We start from the raw sequence: 25067 nt of genomic DNA, 5'->3' as shown, positions 1-25067 counted from the left end.
GTTACACTTTGCGCCTTCGCAACCAACCACAGGAACAGCATGTCTCGGCGGCCCGATCTGCTCAACGCGCCCATTCGCCCGACATTGGTGCGCATGACGGTACCGATGATGCTCGGCATCGTCAGTCTGATGCTGTTTAACCTTGCCGATATCTGGTTTGTCGCCCAATTGGGCACCGAACCGATGGCGGCGCTGGCCTTTACCTTCCCGGTCTCGTTTTCTGTTGTTAGCCTGGCCATTGGCCTGGGCGTTGGCACATCGGCGACCCTGGCTCGCTTGATCGGCAGTGGCAGCAGTGACTCCGCCGCGCGATTGGCGACCGACAACCTGTTGCTGACGGCGCTGCTGATGGTGGTTGTAGGGTTGCTGGGGCAGCATTTCGCCGATCCGGTATTTCGCTGGATGGGCGCTGCTCCCGAGTTGATGCCGCTGATCGATGCCTATATGGAAGTCTGGTTTGCAGGCTCCATGTTTCTGGTATTGAACATGGTCTGCAACAGCACCTTCAGGGCTTCAGGTGATACACGACTCTCGGCCTCGATTATGCTGCTATCTTCGCTGCTTAATATCATCCTTGATCCGCTGCTGATTTTCGGTTGGGGCCCGATCCCGGCGATGGGTATTCGGGGAGCGGCCATTGCCAGCGTTATCGCATGGGCGGTCACGTTTCTGCTGGCGCTGCATCTGTTGTATTACCGCAAGCGGATGCTGTTGCTGACGCTGCCTGCATTCAAACCAATGCTGGCGAACTGGCGCAAATTGTTGTCGATCAGCTTACCGGCGTCGTTATCCAATATGATGACGCCACTGGCCAATGGCATCCTGACGTCGCTGGTGGCGGTACATGGTGCTGAAGCCGTTGCGGCATTCGGGGCGGGCTCGCGTATTGAGTCGCTGTCGTTGCTGGTGTGTTTGGCACTGTCGATGACCCTGCCACCCTTTATCAGTCAGAATTTCGGTGCGCTCAAGGTGGAGCGTGTGCGCGCGGCCTACCGCGTGGCCATCCGCTTTGCGCTGGTTTGGCAGCTGTTGATCTTTGCAGTGCTGGTGATGGCGTCTGGTGCCATTGCCGGGCTGTTCAGCAATGATCCGGACGTGGCGCGCTGGCTGCAGATGTGGATCCTGATCGTGCCGGCCGGTTTTGGCTTTCAGGCGATCACCTTCCTCAGTGCATCTTCCTTCAATGCGCTGCATCAGCCGATGCGGGCGATGCGCATCAGCCTGTTCCGGCTGTTCCTGATGTATGTCCCTCTGGGCTGGCTTGGCAATCACTTCTTCGGCCTGACCGGCATGTTTGCCGCACTGGTGGTGGCCAATGCGATGACCGCAATCGTCGCCAGTCTGTGGATGCGACGTTATCTCAAAACCCTAGAAACCGAGTCGAGTCTGGTGCCTGTATCCTGACAGTCAGGGCTTTCCCTAATGCACCAAAGTCATACAACTGACATGGTTTAAATAGACTATGATCAATGCTGTTACACAGCGAACAACCATAATAATCAGTCGTACACTCGCTGACGACATCGCTCTGTAAACATGTGGCTTTTTAAGGAGTCGCAAAAGAGGGATGCGTCCGGTTTATAGGGAAAGGGAAGCAAAATATGAGTAAACGAGTTGCATTGGTAACCGGCGGTACAGGCGGTCTGGGTGAAGCAATCTGTCGCAAGCTGTTTGACGCCGGCTTTCGTGTCGTAGCGGGATACAACAGCGGCGGCAACCACGACAAGGCCAAGGCCTGGCAGGAAAAGCAGCGCAAGGCCGGTTACGAAATCGATGTTGCCTATGGTGACGTGACCAGCGCAGAGTCTTGCGCAGCCTGCATTGCAACGGTCAAGGAGTTGACCGGTGGTGATGTTGATGTGTTGGTCAATAACGCGGGTATTACCCGTGATGGCCAGTTCAAGAAAATGAGCTGGGAACAGTGGAATGAAGTGCTATCGGCCAACCTGGATTCCATGTTCCACATGACGCGTCTGGTGATCAACCCGATGATCGATAACGGTTTTGGTCGTGTCATCAACATTTCCTCGGTGAATGCTCAGAAAGGCCAGTTTGGTCAGACCAACTATTCGGCTGCCAAGGCCGGTATCCATGGTTTTACCAAGGCGTTGGCACAGGAAGTGGCTTCCAAGGGCGTTACCGTGAATACGGTATCACCGGGCTATGTAATGACACCGATGGTTGCCAAGATCGATGATTCGGTTCTGGAAAAAATTGCCAAGACCATTCCGGTCGGTCGCCTGGGCGAACCCGACGAGATTGGCCGTATCGTGACCTTCCTGGCTGAAGGCGAATCCGCCTACATCACGGGTGCCGACTTCTCCATCAACGGTGGCTTGCATATGTTCTGATCCACCTTTTGCAGGAGCGCACTCGTCGGTATGTCATCGTGCCCGTAGTGCGCTCCACGACCCTTTCACTGCTCTTCCTCCCTTCGAATATCCAGTACATCCCGCCAGGCACTTGACCCTATACCTCACTTCAGGGTTTATCATTCCGGTATTGAAAACCACTCACCATATCTACAGGTTGGGGTGCTATATGGCTGTCTACCAATTTTCACTGCAAAACGTGCGCTGTGCCGGATGTGTGCGCAGTATTGAAAAGTCGCTGCGCCAGGCTGAAGGCATTGATGATTTTGCGATCAACTTTGCCGACCGCACTGCGTCGGTTCAGACTGAAGCCGATCCGGATATCGTTGTCCGAGCCGTTGAGGCTGCAGGCTATGGTGCCGAGTTGATGCGGGACCAGGATGATTACGATGCGCGAGCTGAACAGGAGCGCCAGGCCTATCGCAAGACATTGGGCAAGAGTCTGGTAGCGCTGTTTGTGGGGGCGGGACTGATGTTGGCAATGTTGTCCGGCTGGATGCCCGACCTGCATACTCGCAACGGCATGCTGCAGGGTGTGGCCATGGGTATCGTGACCCTGGCAATCATGGCCTACAGCGCCGGACATATCTACAAGGCGGCCTGGCAAGGGCTGTTCCATGGCGACCTGAATATGGATACGTTGATTGCGCTGGGTACAGGCACGGCCTGGATATATTCGACTGGCTTGCTGATCGCTACGGCGTTAATGCCGGGTGTAATGCCTGATGCGGCCATGCATCTTTATTATGAAGCGGCGGTGATGATTCTGGGCTTTATCCTGTTGGGGCAGGCACTGGAAAGTCGCGCACGCGGCAGCACCAATGACGCCTTGCGCAAGCTGCTCAACCTGCAACCGCGCGAAGCCTTGCGGATACGCGATGGCGAAAGCACACGAGTGCCGGTCGCGATGCTGCAACCGGGTGATCTCGTGCGTATTCGTCCCGGCGAGCAGGTGCCGGTAGATGGCGTGGTGAAAGAAGGCAGCAGCCACCTGGATGAATCCATGCTGACCGGTGAGCCGTTGCCAGTAAAACGTGTTGAGGGTGATAGGGTCACGGGCGGGACGGTCAATGGCTCGGGCAGTTTGTTGGTTGAAGTATCAGCCGTGGGGCAGAAAACGGTCTTGGCGCAGATCGTCGCGACTGTTCGCGAAGCTCAAAACGCCAAGCCGGCTCTGGGGCGTCTTGCAGACCGTATTGCCGCTGTATTCGTACCGGTTGTCATCTTGATTTCGGTACTGACGGCCACGCTGTGGTTGTGGTTGGCTCCGGCACCGGCCTGGCCCTATGCCATTGTTGCGGCACTGACGGTGCTGATTGTGGCGTGCCCCTGTGCCCTGGGGTTGGCGACACCGATGTCGGTGATGGTCGGAGTGGGGCGTGCGGCCGAGCACGGGATCCTGATCCGCAACGGTGATGCCCTGCAGCAGGCGCGGTCGATCACTACCGTGGTGGTCGACAAGACCGGCACTTTGACCGAAGGCAAACCTGCGGTGGTAGATCTGTATACTGATGGCGAAACCGCTGAATGGCTGCAGCTGGCGGCGAGCGTCGAACAGCACTCCGAGCACCCGCTGGCGCAAGCGGTTGTTGATTATGCCCATGAGCAGAACGTCACATTACTGGCAAGCGATGGTTTCAACGCCACTGCGGGCAACGGTGTCAGTGCGCAAGTGGCTGGACGCGAAGTGTTGATGGGTAATCATGACTGGATGCGTCACCAGGGCGTTGATACCACTGGGTTTGAAGCCCATGCCGGCACCTTCAGCAGTGCCGGGCACTCACTCATCTGGATGGCTGTTGATCGGCGTTTGGTGCTGTTACTGGCCATTGCCGACCGTTTGCGTGAAGACAGTGCCGCCGCCGTCGAACAACTGCATCGGCAAGGGCTTGAGGTTGTGATGCTGTCGGGTGACAACGCCCGGACGGCGAATGCCATCGCGAAGCAGGTCGGTATTGAGCGTGTGATAGCCGAAGTAAAGCCTGAGCAGAAGCAGGCGGTGATTCGTGATTTGCAGGCCGAGGGTAAAATCGTCGCCATGGTCGGGGATGGCATCAATGATGCGCCCGCATTGGCACAAGCCGATATCGGCTATGCCATGGGCTCGGGAACCGATGTTGCCATCAGCTCGGCCGATGTCACGCTGATGCGCTCGAGCCTGCACTCGGTGGCAGCGGCCATTGGTATTTCCCGTGCAACTGTGCGCAACATTAAGCAGAACCTGTTCGGTGCCTTTCTGTACAACAGCTTGGCGATTCCGGTCGCAGCGGGTGTGCTCTATCCCTGGACCGGTTTGCTGCTGAATCCGGCGATAGCGGGAGCAGCGATGGCACTTTCGTCAGTCACGGTGGTGGCAAATGCGCGCCGGCTTCAACATGCGAAAATCAATTAAATGAAGGTCAACAACATTTAGTTGTTAAAACACAACGTGGTTTTGCATAAGATAGAAATATCTCCGTATTGCGCAAGGTGCTTTACCATGTCTGGATTGAAACTGAAAAGTAAACTGCTGTTGCTGTCCCTGCTCCCGTTGGCTGTCGTAGTCATCGCGGTGATGCTCATTGTCCGCATGGAAATGCAGGAAATGGGTGGCGAAGAAGTACAGCGCATACGAACGGAGATGTTGTCAGCTAAGCAGACCGAGTTGAAGCACTACGTTGAGCAGGCGATCACGGCGATCAGCCCCATACGGGCACGCAGCGACCTGACCCGTGATGAGCAGGAAATACTGGCCGCCAAGATTCTGGATGCCATGCGCTTTGGTGAGGATGGTTATATCTTTGGCTATGACCCGCAGGGCAATAATGTTGTCCAGCGCACTCCGCAGGGACAGCCGGGCAAGAATATGATCAACACTCGGGACCAGGATGGCGTGCCCATTGTCCAGGAATTGATCCGTCAGGCGCAATCCGGTGGTGGTTATACCCGGTATGTCTGGGATAAGCCTCAAACCGGCCGGTTGGCACCGAAACTGAGCTATTCCGAGCAGGCTCCAGGGTTTGGCTGGGTGATCGGTACCGGTTTCTATATCGATGATATCGACGCGGCTGCAGCCGATCTGGAGCAGCAGATCCGGGCGTCTGTCCATGCCACACTGGTGCTGATCGCCGTCTCGGCGCTGGTGTTGCTCGGTATCGTTGCGCTGATCAACCTGGTCGTGGCTCAGCGCATGATCCGGCCGTTGCAGCAGACTGCCGCTGCGCTTCAGGATATCGCTGAAGGTGAGGGGGATTTGACCCGTCGTTTGCCGGTTGATACCAATGATGAAGTCGGCGATGTGGCTCGTGGCTTCAATGATTTTGTCGAAAAAATCCAGCAGTTGGTGACGGAAGTGAAGGGCGCAGTGCAGTCATTGAGCCAGTCGACCGATTCGATGAAACAGGTTGTGACACGTGCGCATGAAGATGCGCACGTTCAGAAAGGTGAAACCTCACAGGCGGCTGCCGCCATTCATGAGATGGCAGCCGCGGTACAGCAGGTTGCGGGCAGTGCGGCTCAGGCGGCAGGTTCGGCGCGCGAGGCGGATGTTGAGTCGGCTAATGGCCAGAAAGTGGTTGAGCAGACGATTGATGCGATCAACCGTCTGGCCGATGACGTCAACCGTTCAGCGGATGTGATTGCGAGTCTGGGCACCGATGCTGACCAGATTGGCAGTGTGATCAACGTGATTCGTGAAATCGCTGAACAAACCAACCTGCTGGCATTGAATGCCGCCATCGAAGCGGCCCGTGCTGGCGAGCAGGGACGCGGGTTCTCGGTTGTGGCGGATGAGGTCCGTACTCTGGCTACCCGTACCCAGCAGAGTACCGATGAAATTCAGCGCATGATCGAAGGGTTGCAAAACGGTGCCCGTAAAGCGGTCACCGAAATGCAAAACTCACAAACTCAAAGCCGGGAAACGATCGTCCGTGCCGACAATGCGCGCAGCTCTTTGCAGCAGATCACGCACTCGGTCAGCACCATTACCGAGATGAATACGCAGATCGCCAGTGCGGCTGAAGAGCAGACGGCGGTTGCGGATGAGATCAGCAAGAGCGTCCAGCAGATCGCTGATATCGCCGATCAGGCGACCCGGAATGCAGAGGAACTGGCAGGCACGACAAGTCAAATGAGCGACCTGGAACGGCATCTTAACGATTTGGTGTCACGCTTCAGGGTTTAATTAAGGCACGCGGGTGCTTGAATCCTCCTTGTGGTTGAACCGCTCTCCCAGTGTGAGCGTATCAATCCTAGGGGGATTTTTTATGCGTTCATACTTAGCGAAGAGTCTGTTTTTACTGCTGCTGGCGCTGCCGGCACATGCAGTCGAGCCACTGCAGTTGTATGGTGCTGAAGCGCTGTATGCGGTCGAGCGCAAGGGTAAGTCGATCGGTCAGTATCGACTGAGTTTTCAATCGCAGGCAAAGGGCGGCTTTGATGTCGATGTGGCCATGCAACTGCAGATTTCCGTATTGGGGCTGTTTCATTATGACTATCGCTACCGGGCACGAGAGCAGTGGGAGTCGGGCCGTCTGGCGGCAATGCAGGTCTACATCGATGATGATGGTGATACTCGTGAGTATCGTTTCAACCGCCGTGCCGATGGCCTTTACCGCCTGAACAATAATGCAGGTGATGAGCGTCTGGGCGATAACCTGCTGACCTCCAACCACTGGCACCCGCTGTTGATGAAGCAGACACAGTTGTTGAACACCCTGACCGGCAACGTGAGTCAGTTGAAAGTTGAACTGCAGGGGGAAGATGAGCTGCAGGTGGGTGAACGCACAGTATCAGCGCGCAGATACCGTCTTGGTGGCGATCTTGAAAACACCCTCAGCTGGTACGATGAACGGGGTCGCTGGCTTGGCATGGAGTTCAGTGCCCGCGATGGCAGCCGTATTCGTGTGCGCCTGCAGTCATCGACCGAAATGAATACCCGGGAGGAAAGTTGATGAATACCGCATTGCCCCGTTGGCCACTGGTCTGGATCACCGGCGCTGGCTCCGGCATTGGTCGTGCTACCGCGTTACGCCTGGCGGCTGAAGGCTCGGACGTGATTGTCAGCGGCCGTCGTCTTGAACCGCTGCAAGCTCTGCAACGGGAGGCGAGGGGGCATGATCTCTATGGGCGTATTCTGCCGTTGCCGATGGATGTGACGGCATCCGGTGCCTACGCGCAGGCATTGGAACGCATTGAAGCCGAGTGGAAACTGCCTGACCTGGTGCTGCTCAACGCCGGTGACCACCAGCCGATGCCGTTGGCCGAGTTGAATCAGGACACCTGCCGTAAGCTCATGGAGATCAACTATTTTGCCGTGATTACAGGGCTGGAGGCTATTTTGCCGCGGATGCGTCTGCGGGGGTCTGGGCAGATCGCTTGCACGGCCTCACTGGCAGGATATCGCGGCCTGCCGACAGCAGCAGCTTATGGTGCCAGTAAGGCAGCACTGATCAATGCGTGTGAAGCGCTGCAAGTGGAGCTGCAAGGCAGTGGTGTCCGCTTGCAGGTGATTAATCCCGGCTTCGTCAAAACCCCGCTGACCGACCAGAACCCGTTCGAGATGCCTCAGCTGATTTCAGCGGAGGATGCTGCCCGGCAGCTGGTCGCCGGGCTACACAGTCGCCGCTTCGAGATTCGTTTTCCGAAAGCCTTTGCCCGCACGTTGGCCTTGCTGCGATTACTGCCCGATGGTCTGTATTTTCGCTGGGTCAAAAAGGGGACCGGGCTGTGAGTCAACAGAACACATCAGTGCTCCATACCCCGTCCAGTCATGAGCAGGCCCTGATTGATTACGCCCATGCGTTTGCATCATTGACGCCGGAGATGGTCGATAGCCTTTGTGCACGTGCCAGTGAAGATGTCCATTTTCGTGACCCGTTCAATGATCTACACGGACGTGAGGCCATGCACCATCTGTTGATGGACATGTTTCAGCGTGCCGGTCGGCCGGACTTCAGCGTTGATGATATCTGTTGGCATGAGGTGCAACAGGTCGGCTGGTTGCGGTGGCACTTCAGTGCCGACTTGCCGGTGATTGGTATGCTGAAAGTGGAGGGTTGCACACGTATTTTGCTCGATGCGCAAGGGCGGGTATGTGAGCATCTGGATTACTGGGACAGTGCGCCCATCTATCTCAGGCTACCACTGGTGGGTGCTTTGCTGCGTAAGATTCGGCGACGTATTTCCGCCGCCGAATGAGTCAAGAGAATCAATAGAGCGATTGCCTGATGGGGTAGCTCAGAGCACGAACGGAGCGTCCTTGAGCTGGTCGGCGTGGATAAAGAACAACGTCACCACGCCCAGCTGAACACCCCATTTGCGCACTTCAGCTTTATTCACCAGGACGTTGCCCGGTTGCAGATACATCCAGTCATCGAACGCCACTTTCCAGCTGCCATCACCTACTTTCAGCTCCATCTTGTAGCGCCAATTCAACCGGTTACCCTCACTGATTCCCTCAGCGGTGCCAATGATGTCGTCGGCTCGGCCTTCATATTCGCCGTCGCCGGTGGGTGTGATGGTCCAGACGCGCAGATCGCGTTCGCCATCGCTATACAGAAATTTTTCATTCAGAACCAGACGGTCACCATCCCAGTCACCGTCGATCTCGACCTGAAATTGGCGGCGCAAATTACCAAAGCGGTCTTCAAAAATACCCCAGGCATAAACCTTGCCCTGGAAGAAGTCTTCAATTTTCAGTGTTGGGCCTTGTTGGCTTAACGTGTCAGTTTTCATTGGCGAGCATCCGGTTACCAATACAGTCAGCAGCACTATCAAAACCTGCCTAATCCGCATGAGCTTCTCCATCGGTTTATGTCAGGTGCTTATCTCGGATACCAGTCCGACGCACGGTAGCTGGCAGTTGCAGCGGATAATCCTTGAGCCAGACCACTGCAATGACTTTCATTACGCAGGGTACCCCGGCATAGATCAGCGCGAGTAACAGTGGTGATTGGGCCGGAGCCAAATACTCTGCCAGTTGCAGCAAGCCCAGTCCGACCATCGCCGCAATGCCCAGTGCCAACTTGTTGGCGCCGTTCCAACAGGCAAACAGCAGTCCACGTCGCTCGCGTTCGAAAGAGGCTTTGTCCCAATCGCAGACATCCGCCTGCAGGGCGTGAGGCAGGGCCAGGTCGGCCCCCAGTGCCAGCCCGGTCAATACACATACAGGGATGAACAGCAGCAGATCGCCGTTGCCGAGCAGGGTTGCCGGGATAAATGCCAGCACGGCGAACAGCATCGCCCCTTGCCAGATTCGAACCTTGTGGAAGCGTTGGCTCAGCGCCAGCCACAAGGGCAGCGACAGGATGGCGGCACCGAAGTAGATCAGGATCAGCAGTCCGCGATCAGCCTCGTCGCCGCCCAGAGTGCGGCTGATGTACAGCGGGAACAGCACCGCCGGCACGCCGTTGGCGATACCGTTGAACAGCCAGCTGCCCAGTAATGTGCGTGCCGGGCGGTTGTGCCCCAGCGTGTCATGCAGCGTACGCCAGAGGTTTTGTTTAGTTTCAGATGCAGCAAAACCGGTTGAGGGTTGTTTGGGCAGTGGCGTGCGCCGCAGCAGGCCGGTCAGAGCGAGAGCGCCGGGTAGCAGTGTGGCCAGTGCGACCCATAACAGCACGTCGGCCGTACTGGCACCGAGGCTGAGGCCGACTGCCGGCAGGGCCGCCGACAACAGCAGGCCCGCCAGCGTAAAGCCTTCGCGCCAACTGGCGGCACGGGTGCGTTGATAGCTGTTACGACTCAGGGCCGTCAGCCAGCTCAGGTAGGGTATCTGTACCAGTGTCCAGCCCAGATACAGCAGCATGGAACCCACCAGCAGAGACGCTGCGGGGGCGGTGCCCAGCGGATGTACCAGTAACAGTAAGCCGGGCACACACAACATGGCTCCGAGCAGAATGAAGCTGCGAAAGCGCTGTGGCCGGCCCCGGTCAAGCCAGTGGCCAATGAGCGGGTCGGTGATCAGGTCGCTGAGGCGGGCCAGCAGCAACAACAGGCCGGTCAACCAGAGTGTCAGCCCCCAGTTTTCCACATACCAGCTGGGCAGCAGGACATACAGACCGACCGTGGGGATCGCCAGTGGCAGGGCCGGTAGCGCGTAGGCCAGCAGCTGTGCAGGCGTCAGCGGTGGGCTCATCGGCTCAGCTGGTACAGGCCCACGTCAATACTGCCATGACGGAAGCCGCCCTCGCAGTAGGCCAGGTAGTAGAGCCACATGCGACGGAAGCGTTCATCGAAGCTGTTATTGGCATTCAGTGCCTGAATCCGCGGCCATTGCTCAATAAAGCTGTGTCGCCACTCACGCAAGGTGTCGGCATATCCCAGGGCGAAGGTCTGCTCCTGTTCCAGCACCAGGCCGCCATCGGCAACGGCCGCACGCAGGCGCTCAGGGCTCGGCAACATGCCGCCGGGGAAAATATAGGTCTGGATGAAATCAGCACTGCTGCGGTACTGCTCAAAGCGTGCTTCTTCAATGCTGATTATCTGCAGCACGGCCGTGCCGCCGGGTTTCAGGCATTGATGCACCTGATCGAAATAGGTGGGCCAGTGCTCTTCACCCACGGCCTCAAACATCTCAATCGAGACAATGTGATCGTAGGTGTCGGTCAGGTCACGGTAGTCGGTCAGGGTGAAGCGGCACTGCTCATTAAGACCCGCACGTTCGATCCGTGCGCGTGCATATTGCAGCTGTTCCACCGACAGAGTGACACCATGCACCTGGGCACCAAATTCTCGCGCGGCCAATTCGGCAAAGCCGCCCCAGCCGCAGCCAATTTCCAGCACATGCTGCCCGGGCTGTAACGCCAGCATTTCACAGATGCGACGGTACTTGTTCAGTTGCGCTTGATGCAGGGCATCAGAGCCATGATTGTTGGCTCCTTCAGCATAGAGAGCAGCCGAGTAGGTCATGCTGGGGTCGAGCCAGAGTGAGTAGAAATCGTTGCCCAGATCATAATGATAGGCGATGTTGCGGCGTGAACCGCTGCGGGTGTTGGCGCGGCGCAGATGGCGCAGACGATTGATACCGCGCAGCAGCCAGTTGCCTTTGGCCATGCGCTGGATACTGGCTTCGTTGCCCAGCGCCCAGCGAAACAGTGAAACCAGATCTGGACTGTCCCAGTCACCGTCCATATAACCTTCCGACCAGCCGATAGGGCCGGCACGCAGCAGACGACGTAGCGCCCGGTAATGATGAATGCGTACCTCGGCACGGGGCTCATCCTCCCGTGCCTGACCAAACTGCAACAGCTGGCCTGATGGCAGTTGCAGGTCAAGGGTACCGTAGTCGAAATCAGGCAGGTGATTGAACAGGGCTTTCAGGCACCAGCGGTTGAGCCAGCCGGTACGTGGCAGCGCCTCCAGCTGGGTCAGGCTGCGGTATTCAGATGGTTTCATGGGTCTCATCCCCTTGGTTGGTCACCAGCGTGATCCGTGATGCGGGTGGTGCCGGGCGTGGCTGCAGCGGCACTTTCTTGCGCCAGATCTGCAGAGCCTCCCAATGGATTCCGGCGATAACTTTCAGGGTCATCAGCGGATAGCGGAAAAAGGTACTCAATAATGCACGGTCGCTCAGGGGACGACGGGTGCCGGTGAACGTGGCATGCAGCACCGTTCCCTCGTCATCGCTTTGGCGGATGCGTACGGATACGCGCTGCTCGGGTGGTTGCAGGTGAAAGTGGTAGCGGGTCGCCATGCTGATGAAGGGCGACACGTAAAAGTCCTTGTTACAGCTTTGCTGGATAGGCCCGGTCACCGTGGCATCCACCGGAATCAGGTAGCTGTGTGTCTGTTTGAACGTGTTGCTGACCTCATAAATAATGGCGGCCAGTCGGTCGTCTTCGTCGTAGCAGTAGAATACGCTGAGCGGGTTGAAGACATAGCCGAGCAGGCGCGGGTAGCAAAGCAGTTCGACCCGTCCCTGGCCCAGCGCCAGACCCTGCTCGTTCAGGGTGGTACGCACCTGTTCAATCAATGGGCGGTCACTGCCGTCACCATGGTCACGCTCATGGAAGGAAAACAGGTTGAAGCGATTGCGTGAAAAGAATTTCAGCCGGGTATCCAGTAACGGCAGCTCCTCCAGATCCAGCAGCATCGAGGTGACACGATAGATGAAGCGGTGCGCAGAGGGCTTCACCCGGTGATGCATCACGTGGCCGGCATAGAGGCAGGAACGGCTCATTATGCTACCGCTCCGGGCAGCCAGACTACGCGTGGCTTCTCGTTGGCGCGGACGTGGATACGGCTGTTGGGGTTATCCAGTGTCCAGGGGCGGCGCATGCCGCCGAGCTGTTCGGCTACGGCCAGGCCTGCCTGTAGGCCGTCTTCATGGAAGCCATAACCGAAGTATGCACCACAGAACCAGGTGTTCTGTCGGCCCTGCAATGACCAGATCTCCTTCTGGGCCGCGATCGAGTCAAGGTTGAACACCGGATGATCGTACAGGAAACTGCGCAGAATCTTGCCTTCGGCGGGTTCATCTACCGGGTTAAGGGTAACGAATACCGGGTGCTCAGGTGGCAGGTGCTGCAGGTTGTTCATCCAGTAGGTCACCGAGATGGCATCGGGCTGGTCGTGGGTGCTGCGGCTGTCGGTCAGGTAGTTCCAGCTGGCCCATGCGGCCTTGCGGCGAGGCATCAGGCTGTCGTCGGTATGCAGTAACGCACGGTTGCGCTGATAGGGGAACGCACTGAGCAGGCGCTGTTCCTCCGCCGTTGGTTCAGCCAGCAGCGACAGCGCCTGGTCCGCGTGGCAGGCCAGCACGACATGGTCGAAGGTTTCGGTTTCGCCGTGCAGAAACTCCACTACCGCCTTACCGGCACGGCGATGAATCTTGTGAATACGGCTATTCAGACGCAGGCCGTCGCCCAATTCGCGGCATACCCGGCTGACGTACTCTCGGCTGCCTCCGGTCACGGTGCGCCACTGGGGGCGATCCTTGAGCTGGACCAAGCCATGATTCTGGCAAAAACGCAGAAAAGTGACTGCCGGATACGCCAGCATCTGGTCGGCAGGCGTTGACCAGATGGCAGCCCCCATCGGAATCAGGTGCTGGTGAATAAAGGTCTTGCCGTAGCCGCGGCTGTCCAGCATTTCACCCAATGTTTGCGACTGCACTTCGGGTGCATCAATCAGCTCGGGAGCTTCACGGTAGAAGCGCATCAGATCGGCCAGCATTTTCCAGTAGCCAGGCCGCAGCAGATTACGCTTTTGCGCGAACACGCCGCGCAGGCCACAGCCACTATATTCCAGCGCTCCGGCGTTAACCGAGATAGCAAAGGACATGTCTGTTTTCTGGCTGGGTACTCCTAGCGCCTGAAAGAACTCGACCAGATTGGGGTAGTTAACCGGGTTGTACACAATAAAACCGGTATCAACCGCGAGCTCACCGCCGGGCGTAGGGACATTGACAGTGTTGGAGTGCCCGCCGGGACGATCGTCCTTCTCGAATAGCGTGACCTGATGTTGCTTGTTCAGCAACCAGGCTGCAGCGAGTCCGGAAATGCCGGAGCCGATCACCGCGATCTTCTGAGGTCTGATCACTTTAATGCTCATGTTGGGGTCATCCTGTAAGTGTACCTGATTGGGTGCTGTTACGACCGGGTAGGCGGGAGCAGATCATCGACATGGACAGCAGAATCCTGTAAACGAATAAAGATGAAATGATTGATCCCTTTCAGCCACGGATGCGTATGGAGAGCAAATGCAGGAAAACGATGCCGAAGGAGGCGATGTGAACGCTGCCGCTATCACCCCACAGAATACGACATCTGAGGAGAGGAGGAAGCAGGTGCGGGATGAATGGAGCGCCTGTCTCACTAACCTTGCCGAGACACGTGACAAATCTGAATTTGCCCGGCTGTTCGGTTACTTTGCCCCTCGGGTCAAGTCGTACATTTTACGTCTTGGCATGCCGGATGCAACGGCGGAAGAAGTGACTCAGGAGGCGATGCTGCTGGTGTGGCGCAAGGCGCACCTGTTCAATCGCACCAAGGCCAGTGCCAGTACCTGGATTTTTACGTTGGCGCGTAATCAGAGTATTGACCGCATGCGCCGCGAGAAAATGGCCCTGTATGAATTGCCGGAAGAGGAACCAGACCCGGACCATCGGGACATGGGCGAGCATTTGGTCATTGAAGGGCGAATGAAAGCCGCCATTGATACGTTGCCCGAGAACCAGGCACAGGTATTGCACCTGTCCTACTACGAAGGCAAGAGTCACTCGGAGATTGCTGACCAGCTGGGTATCCCGCTGGGCAGTGTCAAATCCCGACTCAGGTTAGCATTCAGTAAGCTCAAGGCTCACTGGGGAGAAGACGCGTGAATATTACCCATCATTTTGACGATGCCACTTTGATGGCTTACTCTGCCGGTAGCTTGCCGCAAGGCATGGCGTTACTGGTTGCCTGCCATTTGCACTGGTGTCCGCACTGCCGTGAGCGCAGTGAACAGACTGATGCGATTGGTGGTGCGTTACTGAATCAACTGGCACCGACACGTCTGAATGACGATGCACTCAATGCAGTGCTGGCACGGTTGGACGAGCCGGAGCAGGAGTTTGCTTCGGTTAAACACGACACGGTGTCATCGGCTGCGGCTGCAGAGCTGCCGGCCCCCTTGGCGCAGATGCTGGGCAAGCCGATAGATCAGCTGCCCTGGAAGCGAATCGGCTATGGCGTGCGCCAGCTTGATCTGGAACTTGATGGCCCGGGAGCGACTCGCTTGCTGCGTATTTCACCCGGAGTCTCGGTACCTCACCATACCCATGGCGGCAACGAACTGACCCTTATTCTGCGCGGGTCGTATAACGATGAAATAGGGCGCTTTTGTATGGGTGATGTAGCGGATCTGGACGATGACGTTAGTCATCAACCGATTGTGGATACCAATGAAGATTGTATCTGCCTGATCGCTACCGATGCGCCGTTGAAATTCTCTGGTTTGATGGGACGGTTGGTGCAGCCGTTCATCGGCCTTTGACAGGAACCGTCTTGATGTCGGATCAGCCTTTGCTGGAACGTAGAATCCCGGTGGGCATCAGTGCATGCCTGACCGGGCAGAAAGTCCGTTACAACGGTGGCCACAAACAGTCGCGCTATTGTTTGAATGTGCTCGACGACTGTTTCGAATTCGAACCTTTTTGCCCTGAAGTCGCCATCGGTCTTGGTATCCCGCGTGAGCCCATTCGCCTGATGGGGCCGGAAGGCGAGCATCCGCGTGCCGTGGGTACGACCGATCCGGATATGGATGTAACTGATGATCTGATGCGGGTAGGGGAGGACTTTGCCGAGCGTCATCGTCATTTGCGCGGCTTCATTTTGATGAAGGGTTCGCCCAGTTGCGGTATGGAGCGGGTCAAGGTCTACCACAGCAATGGGATTCCGCATCATGCTGATCAGGGCGTGTTCGTGCGGGCGCTGCGCCAGTGCAACCCGAACCTGCCGCTTGAGGAAGAGGCGCGTCTGAACGATGCAGTGCTGCGGGAAAACTTCATTACCCGTGTATTTGTGTACGACGACTGGAAGAACAACGTCGAAACCAACCTGTCCTATCACACGATTCTGCAGTTCCACAGTCGGCAGAAATATCTGCTGATGGCGCATCATTATGAAGGATATCGCGAGCTGGGCCGCTATCTGGCGGATGCGCATGCATTGCCGCTGGAGCAGATTGCCGAGCATTACCTGGGCCGGTTCATGTACCACATGGCGCACAAGGCGACTCGCAAGAGTCACACCAACGTGCTGATGCATCTGCTGGGCTACCTCAAGCGTGATATCGACAGTGACTGTAAGCAGGAAGTGTTGGCCTGCATTGAACAGTACCGTCAGGAACATGTTCATCTGGTGGTGCCGCTGACATTGCTCAAGCATTACGTGAAGCGTTTTGGCTCGGACTATATTCGTCAGCAGACCTATCTTAACCCGCACCCTTACGAGCTCGGTTTAAGGAATTATATCTGAATGCAACTGGTCTGGTTTCGCAATGACTTGCGTGTTGCCGATAATCCGGCACTTTCAGCTGCCTGTGCATCGGGCGACCCGGTCAAGGCAGTGGTGTGTCTGACTCCGGCACAGTGGGCACAGCACAACGAATCCGAGGCTCGCGTGCGTTACTGGCATGGTCGTCTTGACTGGCTGCAACAACAGCTGGCGGCCGCCGGTGTTGAACTGATCCGGCTTGATTTGCAACACTTTGCCGATTGCCCCGAGGCCATTTTGACGCTGGCACAGGAGCAGGGTGCAACGGCGTTGCACTTCAACTACGAGTATCCGCTGAATGAGCGTAATCGCGACCGTCAGGTCTGTGAGTGCCTGGCTGCCGCCGGGGTTGTTGCGCAGGGGTACCACGGTGACTTGATCGTGCCGCCGGGACAGGTGGTGACCGGGCAAGGTACGCCGTTCAAGGTGTTTACCCCGTTCAGTAAGGCGTGGTTAAAACGTCTGTTGCAGAGTGATCACGGGCCGTTGCCGTCCCCCTTGCGAACGCAGCATGAGGTGTCATCAGCTGCTCGGAGTGCGATTGCAGGGCCGTTCATCGGTGCACGTTCTGCGCGCGACCCGGCTTATCCGGTCGACGATGACGCATTGCATGCCCGCTTGCAGCAATTTATCCACGAACAGGAACCTGACTACGCCCACTTGCGTGACTTCCCGTCGCGTCATGGCACCTCAGGGCTTTCGCCGGCGTTAACCGTCGGTGCGCTGTCGGCGCGCCAATGCCTGGCGGCACTCAAGCAGGCACAGGATGCGGAAGGGTGGCTGGAAAGTACCTGGTTGAATGAGTTGGTCTGGCGCGAATTCTACCGTCACCTGCTGGTTTCCTTCCCGGAATTGAGTCGGCTTACGCCGTTCCGTCCGGAAACGGAAGCCCGTATTACCTGGCAGGATAACGACGCCTTGTTTGAGGCCTGGAAGGCGGGTGAAACCGGTTTCCCTATCGTCGATGCGGCGATGAAGCAGCTGTTGGCCACCGGCTGGATGCATAACCGGCTGCGCATGATAGTGGCGTCCTTTCTGACCAAGTTGTTGCGCGTTGATTGGCGGCGCGGTGAAGCCTTTTTCATGTCGCAACTGATCGATGGGGATTTTGCCTCCAACCTGGGCGGTTGGCAGTGGAGTGCATCCGTCGGTGCGGATGCGGCACCGTATTTCCGTATTTTCAATCCGCTGTTGCAGAGTCAGAAGTTCGATCCCAATGGCGAATTTCTGGCCGAGTGGCTGCCTGAGCTGCTTCATCTGGAGCCCAAGGCACGGCATTTGCCCGGTGCAGGTCAGCGCGAGGGTCGACCGGCCCCGATCATCGACTACAAGCAGGCACGCCAGGCGGCGCTGGATGACTATGCGGCGGGTGCGGAATAGCAATCTGACCGCAGCGGTCAGGTTGGGGTAATGCGAAGCAGGCCGCCGTGCTTTTGGCAGGGCGGCCGATCAGAGCGGATCAGACCGAAACTGCGGCCTTCATGCCCGAGCGCAGTGCGCCTTCAATGTAAGCGACTTCTGCCCCATCACCGATGTTGATCACCTCGATGCCACGCTTTTCGACGCAGCGGCTGAGGCAGTCGTTGGTTTCGGCACCAATCGCGAGTACCACCGAATCGGTGGCGATTTCGTGACAGTTGCCTTCACTATCGGAGTAATTGAGGCTCTTTTTGCCAATCGTCTGCACTTGTGCGTTCTTGACCAGCTTGACACTGTGCTCTTCCAGGTTGTGCAGTACTTTCCAGCGACGGACGATGGACAGCTCGGCACCGAGATCCGGACCCGGTTCCAGTACTTCCACCTGACGTCCACGCTCGACCAGAAATTCAGCCAGTTCAAGACCGACCAATCCGCCGCCAATAATGGTGACGTGCTTGCCCAGTGGCATCCACAGTTTGGACAGGCTCTGCATCGCTTCCGTGCTGTTGGTGACCCCGACCAGCGAACCGGATTTCATCATCACCCGCTGGGTGACGCTGAGCTTGCGCTTGGCAATATCCGCACCTTCACCGGTCATCAGCTTGCGCAGTTCATCACCGGACCATACATGCTTCTGATCTGCGCCCGGAATGTCCGGTGCATTGCGGCGGGCACCGACGGCGACGATCACCTGGTCCGGTTTCAGCTGATCGATCAATGCTTCATCAGCATGGGTGTTGAGACGCACCTCGATTGGCAGGTCGCGTACCTGCTTGATCAGATAATCCAGCAACGGCCCGTTTTCCGGATAGGCCAGCGCAGCGAAGAACAGGGTGCCACCCAGGCGGCCACTGCTTTCCACCAGCGTCACCTTATGGCCGCGCAGGGCGCTGACCCGTGCCGCTTCCAATCCGGCGGGTCCACCGCCCACCACCAGCACGTTTTTGGCACTATCGGACGCGATAATCTGCAATTCCTGCTCATGACCGGTCTGCGGATTAACCGCGCACTTGACCCGCTCGTTGACAAAAATCTGGCTGACACAGGCATAGCAATAGATACAGGGACGGATGTCAGCGGCCCGGTTTTCGACCAGCTTGTTGGGCAGTTCCGGGTCGGCCAGCAGCTTGCGGCCCATGGCCACAAAGTCACACTTGCCATCGGCAATGGCCTTGTCGGCCACCTCGGGATCGAGACGGCCAGCCGCAGTCACAGGAATGTTCACATGCTTGCGGATGTGCGCGGCCCAGTCGAGGAAGCGTGCCCGCTCGTGCGGAATCGGTGCCTTGGTAAAGGCGTTGCCGGTGCTCAGGTTGGCGTAAGCCGAGACGCTGACCAGGTTGAGGCCTGCGTCCTGTGCCATCTGTGCCGTACGGGTGGCGTCTTCCAGACTGATGCCGCCCGGCAGATCCAGCTCGATGGCGTCCATGCGCATCCACAGCGGGAAGTCGTTGCCAACGCGAGCGCGAATGGCATGAATCACTTCCAGTAACAGACGTGCGCGGTTTTCCAGCGGGCCACCGTATTCGTCGTCGCGCTTGTTGTAGTAGGGCGACAGGAAGCCGGAGATGATATAGGTATGACCGGCATGGATCTCGACACCATCGAAACCGGCCTTTTGAGCGCGTTCGGCGGCATCGGCAAACCAGGTCACCATCTGGGCGATATCGTCTTTTTCCATGACGCGGATACGCACACCGCCTTTCTCGCGCCCTTTTGAGGAGCTGATAAAGCGGCCCAGTTCAGACTGGGTCAGGGCACTGAACATGTCGGTGCTGGCGGCCGGTGGCATGGACGGTACCCAGAGTTCACGGCCTTCGGCCAGATCGCGCACCGATGTTTTACCGGCGTGCTGCAGCTGCATGGCGATCTTGGCACCGTGCTGGTGGACGCGGTCGGTGAGCTGTTTCAGTCCCGGAATGAAATCATCCGAAGAGATGCCAACCTGGTAAGGCTCGGCGGTACCCGCCGGATAGGCGATGGAGCACACGCCCATGGTCAGCATACCTGCGCCGCCTTTGGCGCGGGCTTCGTAAAACGCCTGGATACGTTCGCCGCAGCGACCGTCTTCCTCGGCATAGTTTGACCCCATCGGGGCCATGAGAATGCGGTTTTTCAGCTCCATCGAGCCGATCGTTCCGGGAGAAACGAGGTGTTCATAAGCGGCCATAGGCATCACTCCTGAGTCTGCTGTGAGTATGAAGTCGCGGCGGTCGCGACCTCAACCCTGCTGCAGGAAATCGATACAGGTACGGTTGAACAGATCGGTATGTTCTACCTGTACCCAGTGGCCGCAACGGTTCAGCATAAGGAAACGTGCATGCGGTGCGTGATCGAGGAATTTGAACACACCTTCAACCGGGTTGAAGCGGTCGTTGCTGCCCCAGAAACCAAGGATCGGGCAGGTCAGCTCACCCAGACGCTCGGTCATGTTCGGCACCATCATGGTGGAGAACAGATTGGCCGGTTGAGTGACGGCGACGGCGGCACGTTCTTTCAGCAGCTCTTCATCCAGCTGGGATGAATCAAACAGCTGCAGCTGCATCACCTGACGCATCTCTTCCACACCCATTGGACCCTGGCCATACACCTCGACCATGCGCTTGATCCCTTCCATCTGGAAGTAGGTTTCACGCTCTTCCACGCCGCCCGGAGCCATCAATACCAGACGTTCAACCGTTGCCGGGTGTGCCAGTGCCTGGCCCAGAGCAATGGCACCGCCCAGAGAGTTGCCCAGCAGGGTGCAGCGTTCGATGCCGGTCGCCTGCAGGAACTGGTTCAAACACTCAACGAAGAAGTCGAGGTTGTAGTGTGCATCTTCCGGCTTGCTGGAGCGGCCGAAGCCGGGCAGGTCGAGGACGATGTTACGGTAGCCCGCTTCGGCAAAGATCGGGTAGTTGGTCTTGAAGTTGCTGAAGCCGCTGGCACCGGGGCCGCTGCCGTGCAGCCAAAGTACGACGGGGCCTTCACCCACGTCCAGATAGTGCAGAGTCAAACCGTTTTCGAGTTGGGCGTACTGGCCGACCGGCAGGGGCAGATCCTGATGATCCATGCTGTTCTCCTTATTATTGGCCCGGGCACCCGCAGGCACCACAGTCAGAACTTTTCGCGTCCATCCTCTTATTGGGCGGCATCAACAGCATCGTCCGTTCAGACCAGTCGGTCTGTACGGGAGGCTTAGTCTTGATGGACGATGTCGGCCTTGCGTGGCTGATCGAAGATGCATTCCATAACAAAAACCGGATATCCATGTACTTCAGTGTGCATGGGGGGGATGAGTAATGAAGCATCAGGACAAGGTGGTATTCGTAACCGGCGCTGGACAGGGTATGGGTCAGGCGATTGTTAAGCATTTTGCAGCCGAGGGCGCCAAGGTGGCTGCCATCGATATCAATCAGGAAGCGGCTGAAGCCACTGCAGCCGCCGCCGAAGGTAACGTGATCGCCATCGCCTGTGATATCTCGAACAGCGAGTCGGTGAAAGGTGCCATGGCGCAGGTGAAGGACGCCTTCGGCCGTCTTGATGTGGTCGTCAATAATGCCGGCGTTGGTTCGGTTGATGCCTTTCTGGATACGCCGGATGAAAACTGGGAACGCGTTATCGGCGTTAACCTGACCGGTACCTTCCTGTGCTGCCGTGAAGGCGCGCGCTTGATGAGCGAAAACGGCAGCGGTGTCATCATCAATGTCTCCAGCTCCGCAGCCATGTCCGGCGAAGGCCCCAGCCATTATGTCGCCTCCAAGGCCGGCGTTATCGGTTTGACCCGCAGCATCGCCCGTGAACTGGCGCCCAGCGGTATCCGCGTCAACACGCTGGTACCCGGCGCAACCAACACGCCGATGATGCAGGGCATTCCTGACGAGTGGATGGAGCAGATGATCAGTGCGATTCCGCTGGGTCGCATGGCCGAGCCGGAAGATATCGCTCGTGTTGCGTCCTTCCTGGCCAGCGACGATGCCGGTTTCATCACCGGTCAGAATATCGCCGTTAACGGCGGCATGGTCTTCATCTGAGGTGGCTATGACTGAGATGACACTGGAACAGCGTATCGACCGCCTTGAATCGACTGAAGCGATTCGGCAGTTGGCGGGCAAGTACTCGTTGTCGCTGGATATGCGCGATATCGATGCTCATGTAGGACTGTTTGCACCGGACATCCGGGTGGGCCGTGAAAAGGTTGGTCGCGAACATCTGAAGGCCTGGGTTGATTCCACGTTGCGGGATCAGTTCACGGGGACGTCTCATCACCTCGGGCAGCACATCATCGAGTTTGTTGATGCTGACCATGCCATCGGTGTGGTGTATTCCAAAAACGAGCATGAGACCGGTCCTGAGTGGGTGATCATGCAAATGTTGTACTGGGACGATTACGAGCGCATCGACGGCGAGTGGTTTTTCCGCCGCCGGTTGCCGTGCTACTGGTACGCCACCGATCTGAACAAGCCGCCCATCGGCGATATGAAGATGCGCTGGCCGGGTCGTGAGCCGTACGAAGGAACCTTCCACGGACTGTTCCCGTCCTGGAAGGCATTCTGGAGCCAGCGTCCGGATGCCGATGTGTTGCCTCAGGTGGCCGCGCCCGCACCGATGGACCAGTTCCTGCAGACCATGCGCGGTGATACACCCGCGCCCCGAATCCGTGTGCGCTAAGGACTAGCGAGCATCTATCAATTACAAGAGGGAATGAGCACATGAGTTCAACTCTTTCTGTCCCGCAGGCGGCCGTGCCGTCGCGTGCCGAGACTCAGCTGAAGATGGATCAGCGTGCGCAGGCCGCTGGCCTGATTAAGCCGCTTGATCATTACACCCTGGCCGATCGTCTGGAAGCGCAGGCCGCCAGTCTGGGCGACCATCCGTTCCTGATCTATGGTGACCGTCGGCTGAGTTATGCCGAAATTGACGCCCAGGCCAACCAGGTTGCCCATGCGGCGCTGGCGTGCGGTTTGAAGCCGGGTGATGTCTGCGCCATGGCGATGGAAAACCGCCCCGAATTCTTCTCCACCTGGTTTGGCCTGACCAAAATCGGTGTGGTGGTGGCGTTCATCAATAACCAGATCAACGGCCGTCCGCTGCAGCATGCATTGGAGTCCACCCTGGCCAAGGCGGTGATCGTAGGTGAAGAGTGTGCGCACAACTTCGCTCAGACGCCGGATCTTAACGTGCCGCTGTGGCTGCTGCCGGATGCAGAAAAGCCCGCCTCTGCAGAGGATCTGGCCAGTCTGAGCAGCGCCTATATTGAGCAGCTTGAATCGGCTCCGCGTACCCAGGTCGACACTGTCCACCGCAAGGGTATCAAGGCGGAAATGCCGACCCTGTTGATCTTTACCTCTGGCACCACCGGTCTGCCCAAGGCGGCTATCTACAGCCACATGCGCTGGTTGTGTTCCGGTGACGTGATGGAAGTCACCATCGGTGCCAAGTCCGATGATGTCTTTTACTGCTGCCTGCCGTTGTATCATGGCGCGGCCGCCACCTCGGTCACCTCCACTGCCTTGCGCGCCGGTGCTACCATTCTGGTGCGCCGCAAGTTCAGTGTCAGCCGGTTCTGGCAGGATGTGCGCGATAACGACGTGACCGTCTGTCAGTACATCGGTGAAATCTGCCGCTACCTGCTGAATCAGGAAACCGAGTGTGGTGAACACAAGCTGCGTTGCATGATGGGGGCCGGTTTGACCGCTGAATCCTGGCAGCGCTGGATTGAGCGTTTTGGTCAGATGGATGTGTATGAAGGCTGGGGCTCTACCGAGGCCAATACCAACCTGATCAACGTGGACAACTACATCGGCTCCTGTGGCCGTGTGCCGGACTGGAACAAGACCAACTTCCGTCTCGTGCGTTACGACGTGGCCACTGACAGTTACCTGCGTGATGAGCAGGGCCACTATATCCTGTGCGAGCCGGGTGAAGTGGGCGAAGGCATCGGCATGATCATCAACCATCCCGAAATCGGCGGTGGTCGTTTTGAAGGCTACACATCTACAGAAGCGTCCGAGCAGAAGATCCTGCGCAACGTATTTTCCGAAGGTGATAGCTGGTGGCGTTCCGGTGACCTGCTGCGTTACGACGAAGATGGCTACTTCTACTTTGTTGACCGCATCGGCGACACTTTCCGCTGGAAAAGCGAGAACGTATCGACTCAGGAAGTGGCCAGTGCGCTGGGCGACTTCACCGGTGCTGAACTGATCAACATCTACGGTGTGCAGGTGCCTGAGCATGAAGGCCGTGCCGGTATGGCCGCGATCGTCATGCAGGAAGGGCAGTCATTCGATCCGCAGGCGTTGTATGACCTGACCGAGGCACGGGTGCCGCGCTATGCTGCACCGCTGTTCGTGCGCGTCAGTGCGGCTGCCGACATGACCACCACCTTTAAATTGCGCAAGGTGGATCTGCAGCGTCAGGGCTATGCCCCGGAACACTGCAAGGATCCGCTGTATGTACGCGATGATAAAGCGGGTACCTACCGTCCGTATTCGGCTGCAGCACTGGCCGATGCCGGGCTGCCACCGTTTGAATACCAATAAAAAAGGCGTCGGGAGAATACGATGGGATTAAGAGGAGAAGCCGCGATTGTCGGTGCGGCTCAGTATAAACCGGAAAAATATGCCACGGCGCCACAGATGTTCCACCTTGAACAGGTGGCCGATCTGGCGGCACAGGCGCTTGAAGATGCAGGCCTCAAGGCCAGCGATCTGGATGGTCTGGTCATCAACGGTCCGCAGTTCCACGAGGCATCTGTCTTCGTACCGGCTATGGCGGCCGAGTATCTCGGTATCGAGGTCAACTTTGCTGAAGTGGTCGATTTGGGTGGTTGTACCTCGGTTGGCATGATCTGGCGTGCGGCGGCAGCGATCGAGCTGGGTCTGTGTGAAGCGGTGTTGTGTGTGATTCCGATGCGCATGGCCCCGTTCGGTCCGAACGAAGATCCGGCGTGGATGGCGCAGGCGATGCGTTTCGGTGGTCACAGCACGGCATTTGGTGCGCCCGAAGCCGAGTTTGACCTGCCCTATGGTCATCTTGGCCAGAACACCGGCTACGCCATGATCGCCCAGCGTTATGCTGCGCAGTATGGTTACGACCAGACGGCCATGGCCAAGCTGGCGGTGGATCAGCGTACCAACGCCCAGTACAACCCCAATGCGATGTTCCATGGCAAGCCGATGACCATCGAAGATGTGCTCGGCAGCAAGATGGTGGCAGACCCGCTGCACGTGCTGGAGATCGTGATGCCGGTGGCCGGTGGTGCCGCCGTGATCGTCACCTCCAAGGAAGTGGCGGCGCGGACCAAGAAGCGCCCGGCGTTCGTGAAAGGCTTCGGTGA

The 25067-nt window shown here is 57.7% G+C and carries 22 protein-coding genes; 15 read left to right on the top strand and 7 right to left on the bottom strand.

The features are described from left to right. Positions 1–39: 39 nt before the first annotated feature. The 7 genes from CLV44_RS11040 to CLV44_RS11010 all read left to right on the top strand — a co-directional run bounded on the left by CLV44_RS11040 (position 40) and on the right by CLV44_RS11010 (position 8549). Positions 40–1404, top strand: coding sequence for an MATE family efflux transporter (locus tag CLV44_RS11040; protein WP_245912676.1), 1365 nt, complete (start codon positions 40–42; stop codon positions 1402–1404). 197 nt (positions 1405–1601) lie between these two features. Further along, entirely contained in the window at positions 1602–2351 is a 750-nt protein-coding gene (phbB, locus tag CLV44_RS11035; RefSeq protein WP_106592176.1) for an acetoacetyl-CoA reductase, read from the top strand. A 190-nt stretch (positions 2352–2541) separates the two neighbouring features. After that, positions 2542–4764 carry a heavy metal translocating P-type ATPase gene (locus CLV44_RS11030; protein ID WP_106592175.1) on the top strand — a complete coding sequence of 741 codons (2223 nt, stop codon included), beginning with the start codon at positions 2542–2544 and terminating at the stop codon, positions 4762–4764. A gap of 87 nt (positions 4765–4851) precedes the next feature. Continuing rightward, entirely contained in the window at positions 4852–6534 is a 1683-nt protein-coding gene (locus CLV44_RS11025; protein ID WP_106592174.1) for a methyl-accepting chemotaxis protein, read from the top strand. Positions 6535–6616: 82 nt separating this feature from the next. Beyond that, positions 6617–7303, top strand: coding sequence for a DUF6134 family protein (locus CLV44_RS11020; protein ID WP_106592173.1), 687 nt, complete (start codon positions 6617–6619; stop codon positions 7301–7303). Continuing rightward, entirely contained in the window at positions 7303–8082 is a 780-nt protein-coding gene (locus CLV44_RS11015; RefSeq protein WP_106592172.1) for an SDR family NAD(P)-dependent oxidoreductase, read from the top strand. Before CLV44_RS11020 ends, CLV44_RS11015 begins: the two co-directional genes overlap by 1 nt. Beyond that, positions 8079–8549: a nuclear transport factor 2 family protein gene (locus tag CLV44_RS11010; protein WP_211298129.1), complete on the top strand. Its 471-nt coding sequence runs from the start codon at positions 8079–8081 to the stop codon at positions 8547–8549. The genes CLV44_RS11015 and CLV44_RS11010 overlap by 4 nt, the downstream gene beginning before the upstream one ends. Before the next feature lie 39 nt (positions 8550–8588). Here CLV44_RS11010 and CLV44_RS11005 read toward each other — a convergent pair whose 3' ends face one another. From CLV44_RS11005 to CLV44_RS10985, 5 genes are read right to left on the bottom strand one after another with little or no spacing between them, the layout of a single operon-like run. Next, the gene (locus CLV44_RS11005; RefSeq protein WP_106592171.1) at positions 8589–9146 is read right to left on the bottom strand and encodes a DUF3833 domain-containing protein; all 558 of its coding nucleotides are present in this window, start codon (positions 9144–9146) and stop codon (positions 8589–8591) included. 16 nt (positions 9147–9162) lie between these two features. Further along, entirely contained in the window at positions 9163–10488 is a 1326-nt protein-coding gene (locus tag CLV44_RS11000) for an MFS transporter (protein ID WP_106592170.1), read from the bottom strand. Next, a complete protein-coding gene (locus CLV44_RS10995) occupies positions 10485–11747 on the bottom strand; it encodes an SAM-dependent methyltransferase (protein ID WP_106592169.1) in 1263 nt (420 codons plus the stop codon). Before CLV44_RS10995 ends, CLV44_RS11000 begins: the two co-directional genes overlap by 4 nt. Then, positions 11734–12531, bottom strand: coding sequence for a DUF1365 domain-containing protein (locus CLV44_RS10990; RefSeq protein ID WP_106592168.1), 798 nt, complete (start codon positions 12529–12531; stop codon positions 11734–11736). The genes CLV44_RS10995 and CLV44_RS10990 overlap by 14 nt, the downstream gene beginning before the upstream one ends. Then, positions 12531–13904 (bottom strand): NAD(P)/FAD-dependent oxidoreductase, encoded by a 1374-nt coding sequence (locus CLV44_RS10985; RefSeq protein ID WP_106592167.1) that lies wholly within the window; start codon positions 13902–13904, stop codon positions 12531–12533. The genes CLV44_RS10990 and CLV44_RS10985 overlap by 1 nt, the downstream gene beginning before the upstream one ends. A 148-nt stretch (positions 13905–14052) precedes the next feature. Between CLV44_RS10985 and CLV44_RS10980 the strand changes: the two genes are divergently transcribed. Genes CLV44_RS10980 through phrB form a run of 4 tightly spaced genes read left to right on the top strand, consistent with a single transcriptional unit; the run spans position 14053 to position 17710 of the window. Further along, positions 14053–14673 carry a sigma-70 family RNA polymerase sigma factor gene (locus tag CLV44_RS10980; protein WP_106592166.1) on the top strand — a complete coding sequence of 207 codons (621 nt, stop codon included), beginning with the start codon at positions 14053–14055 and terminating at the stop codon, positions 14671–14673. Continuing rightward, positions 14670–15329, top strand: a complete 660-nt coding sequence (locus CLV44_RS10975) for a ChrR family anti-sigma-E factor (protein ID WP_106592165.1) — start codon at positions 14670–14672, stop codon at positions 15327–15329. Before CLV44_RS10980 ends, CLV44_RS10975 begins: the two co-directional genes overlap by 4 nt. A gap of 14 nt (positions 15330–15343) precedes the next feature. After that, positions 15344–16312, top strand: a complete 969-nt coding sequence (locus tag CLV44_RS10970; RefSeq protein WP_106592164.1) for a YbgA family protein — start codon at positions 15344–15346, stop codon at positions 16310–16312. Continuing rightward, on the top strand, positions 16313–17710 hold the full coding sequence (gene phrB / locus CLV44_RS10965; RefSeq protein WP_106592163.1) for a deoxyribodipyrimidine photo-lyase: 1398 nt from the start codon (positions 16313–16315) through the stop codon (positions 17708–17710). 79 nt (positions 17711–17789) lie between these two features. Here the strand turns inward: phrB and CLV44_RS10960 are convergent, their stop codons facing one another. Next, positions 17790–19919 carry an NAD(P)/FAD-dependent oxidoreductase gene (locus tag CLV44_RS10960; RefSeq protein ID WP_106592162.1) on the bottom strand — a complete coding sequence of 710 codons (2130 nt, stop codon included), beginning with the start codon at positions 19917–19919 and terminating at the stop codon, positions 17790–17792. 51 nt (positions 19920–19970) lie between these two features. Next, complete coding sequence (locus tag CLV44_RS10955) at positions 19971–20801, bottom strand: alpha/beta fold hydrolase (protein WP_106592161.1); 831 nt, start codon at positions 20799–20801, stop codon at positions 19971–19973. A 229-nt stretch (positions 20802–21030) separates the two neighbouring features. Here CLV44_RS10955 and CLV44_RS10950 point away from each other — a divergent pair, with 229 nt between their 5' ends. The 4 genes from CLV44_RS10950 to CLV44_RS10935 form a co-directional block, all read left to right on the top strand. Next, positions 21031–21762 (top strand): SDR family NAD(P)-dependent oxidoreductase, encoded by a 732-nt coding sequence (locus CLV44_RS10950; protein ID WP_106592160.1) that lies wholly within the window; start codon positions 21031–21033, stop codon positions 21760–21762. A gap of 7 nt (positions 21763–21769) precedes the next feature. After that, positions 21770–22399, top strand: coding sequence for a nuclear transport factor 2 family protein (locus tag CLV44_RS10945; RefSeq protein WP_106592159.1), 630 nt, complete (start codon positions 21770–21772; stop codon positions 22397–22399). A gap of 41 nt (positions 22400–22440) precedes the next feature. Next, a complete protein-coding gene (locus CLV44_RS10940) occupies positions 22441–24270 on the top strand; it encodes a long-chain-acyl-CoA synthetase (protein ID WP_106592158.1) in 1830 nt (609 codons plus the stop codon). Positions 24271–24291: 21 nt separating this feature from the next. Further along, positions 24292–25067: thiolase family protein (locus CLV44_RS10935; RefSeq protein WP_146139996.1), on the top strand; the 776-nt coding region annotated here is incomplete at its 3' end.

Source organism: Marinobacterium halophilum (assembly GCF_003014615.1).
Taxonomy (GTDB): domain Bacteria; phylum Pseudomonadota; class Gammaproteobacteria; order Pseudomonadales; family Balneatricaceae; genus Marinobacterium; species Marinobacterium halophilum.
The sequence above is the reverse complement of the archived record's forward strand: the minus strand, read 5'-3'. Positions and strand labels throughout refer to the sequence as shown.

What these genes read in the sequence shown, in the direction of transcription:
- CLV44_RS11040 (WP_245912676.1), top strand. Translation starts at nt 40, where the DNA reads ATGTCTCGGCGGCCCGATCTGCTCAACGCGCCCATTCGCCCGACATTG.
- phbB (WP_106592176.1), top strand. Translation starts at nt 1,602, where the DNA reads ATGAGTAAACGAGTTGCATTGGTAACCGGCGGTACAGGCGGTCTGGGT.
- CLV44_RS11030 (WP_106592175.1), top strand. Translation starts at nt 2,542, where the DNA reads ATGGCTGTCTACCAATTTTCACTGCAAAACGTGCGCTGTGCCGGATGT.
- CLV44_RS11025 (WP_106592174.1), top strand. Translation starts at nt 4,852, where the DNA reads ATGTCTGGATTGAAACTGAAAAGTAAACTGCTGTTGCTGTCCCTGCTC.
- CLV44_RS11020 (WP_106592173.1), top strand. Translation starts at nt 6,617, where the DNA reads ATGCGTTCATACTTAGCGAAGAGTCTGTTTTTACTGCTGCTGGCGCTG.
- CLV44_RS11015 (WP_106592172.1), top strand. Translation starts at nt 7,303, where the DNA reads ATGAATACCGCATTGCCCCGTTGGCCACTGGTCTGGATCACCGGCGCT.
- CLV44_RS11005 (WP_106592171.1), bottom strand. Translation starts at nt 9,146, where the DNA reads ATGCGGATTAGGCAGGTTTTGATAGTGCTGCTGACTGTATTGGTAACC.
- CLV44_RS11000 (WP_106592170.1), bottom strand. Translation starts at nt 10,488, where the DNA reads ATGAGCCCACCGCTGACGCCTGCACAGCTGCTGGCCTACGCGCTACCG.
- CLV44_RS10995 (WP_106592169.1), bottom strand. Translation starts at nt 11,747, where the DNA reads ATGAAACCATCTGAATACCGCAGCCTGACCCAGCTGGAGGCGCTGCCA.
- CLV44_RS10990 (WP_106592168.1), bottom strand. Translation starts at nt 12,531, where the DNA reads ATGAGCCGTTCCTGCCTCTATGCCGGCCACGTGATGCATCACCGGGTG.
- CLV44_RS10985 (WP_106592167.1), bottom strand. Translation starts at nt 13,904, where the DNA reads ATGAGCATTAAAGTGATCAGACCTCAGAAGATCGCGGTGATCGGCTCC.
- CLV44_RS10980 (WP_106592166.1), top strand. Translation starts at nt 14,053, where the DNA reads ATGCAGGAAAACGATGCCGAAGGAGGCGATGTGAACGCTGCCGCTATC.
- CLV44_RS10970 (WP_106592164.1), top strand. Translation starts at nt 15,344, where the DNA reads ATGTCGGATCAGCCTTTGCTGGAACGTAGAATCCCGGTGGGCATCAGT.
- phrB (WP_106592163.1), top strand. Translation starts at nt 16,313, where the DNA reads ATGCAACTGGTCTGGTTTCGCAATGACTTGCGTGTTGCCGATAATCCG.
- CLV44_RS10960 (WP_106592162.1), bottom strand. Translation starts at nt 19,919, where the DNA reads ATGGCCGCTTATGAACACCTCGTTTCTCCCGGAACGATCGGCTCGATG.
- CLV44_RS10955 (WP_106592161.1), bottom strand. Translation starts at nt 20,801, where the DNA reads ATGGATCATCAGGATCTGCCCCTGCCGGTCGGCCAGTACGCCCAACTC.
- CLV44_RS10950 (WP_106592160.1), top strand. Translation starts at nt 21,031, where the DNA reads ATGAAGCATCAGGACAAGGTGGTATTCGTAACCGGCGCTGGACAGGGT.
- CLV44_RS10945 (WP_106592159.1), top strand. Translation starts at nt 21,770, where the DNA reads ATGACTGAGATGACACTGGAACAGCGTATCGACCGCCTTGAATCGACT.
- CLV44_RS10940 (WP_106592158.1), top strand. Translation starts at nt 22,441, where the DNA reads ATGAGTTCAACTCTTTCTGTCCCGCAGGCGGCCGTGCCGTCGCGTGCC.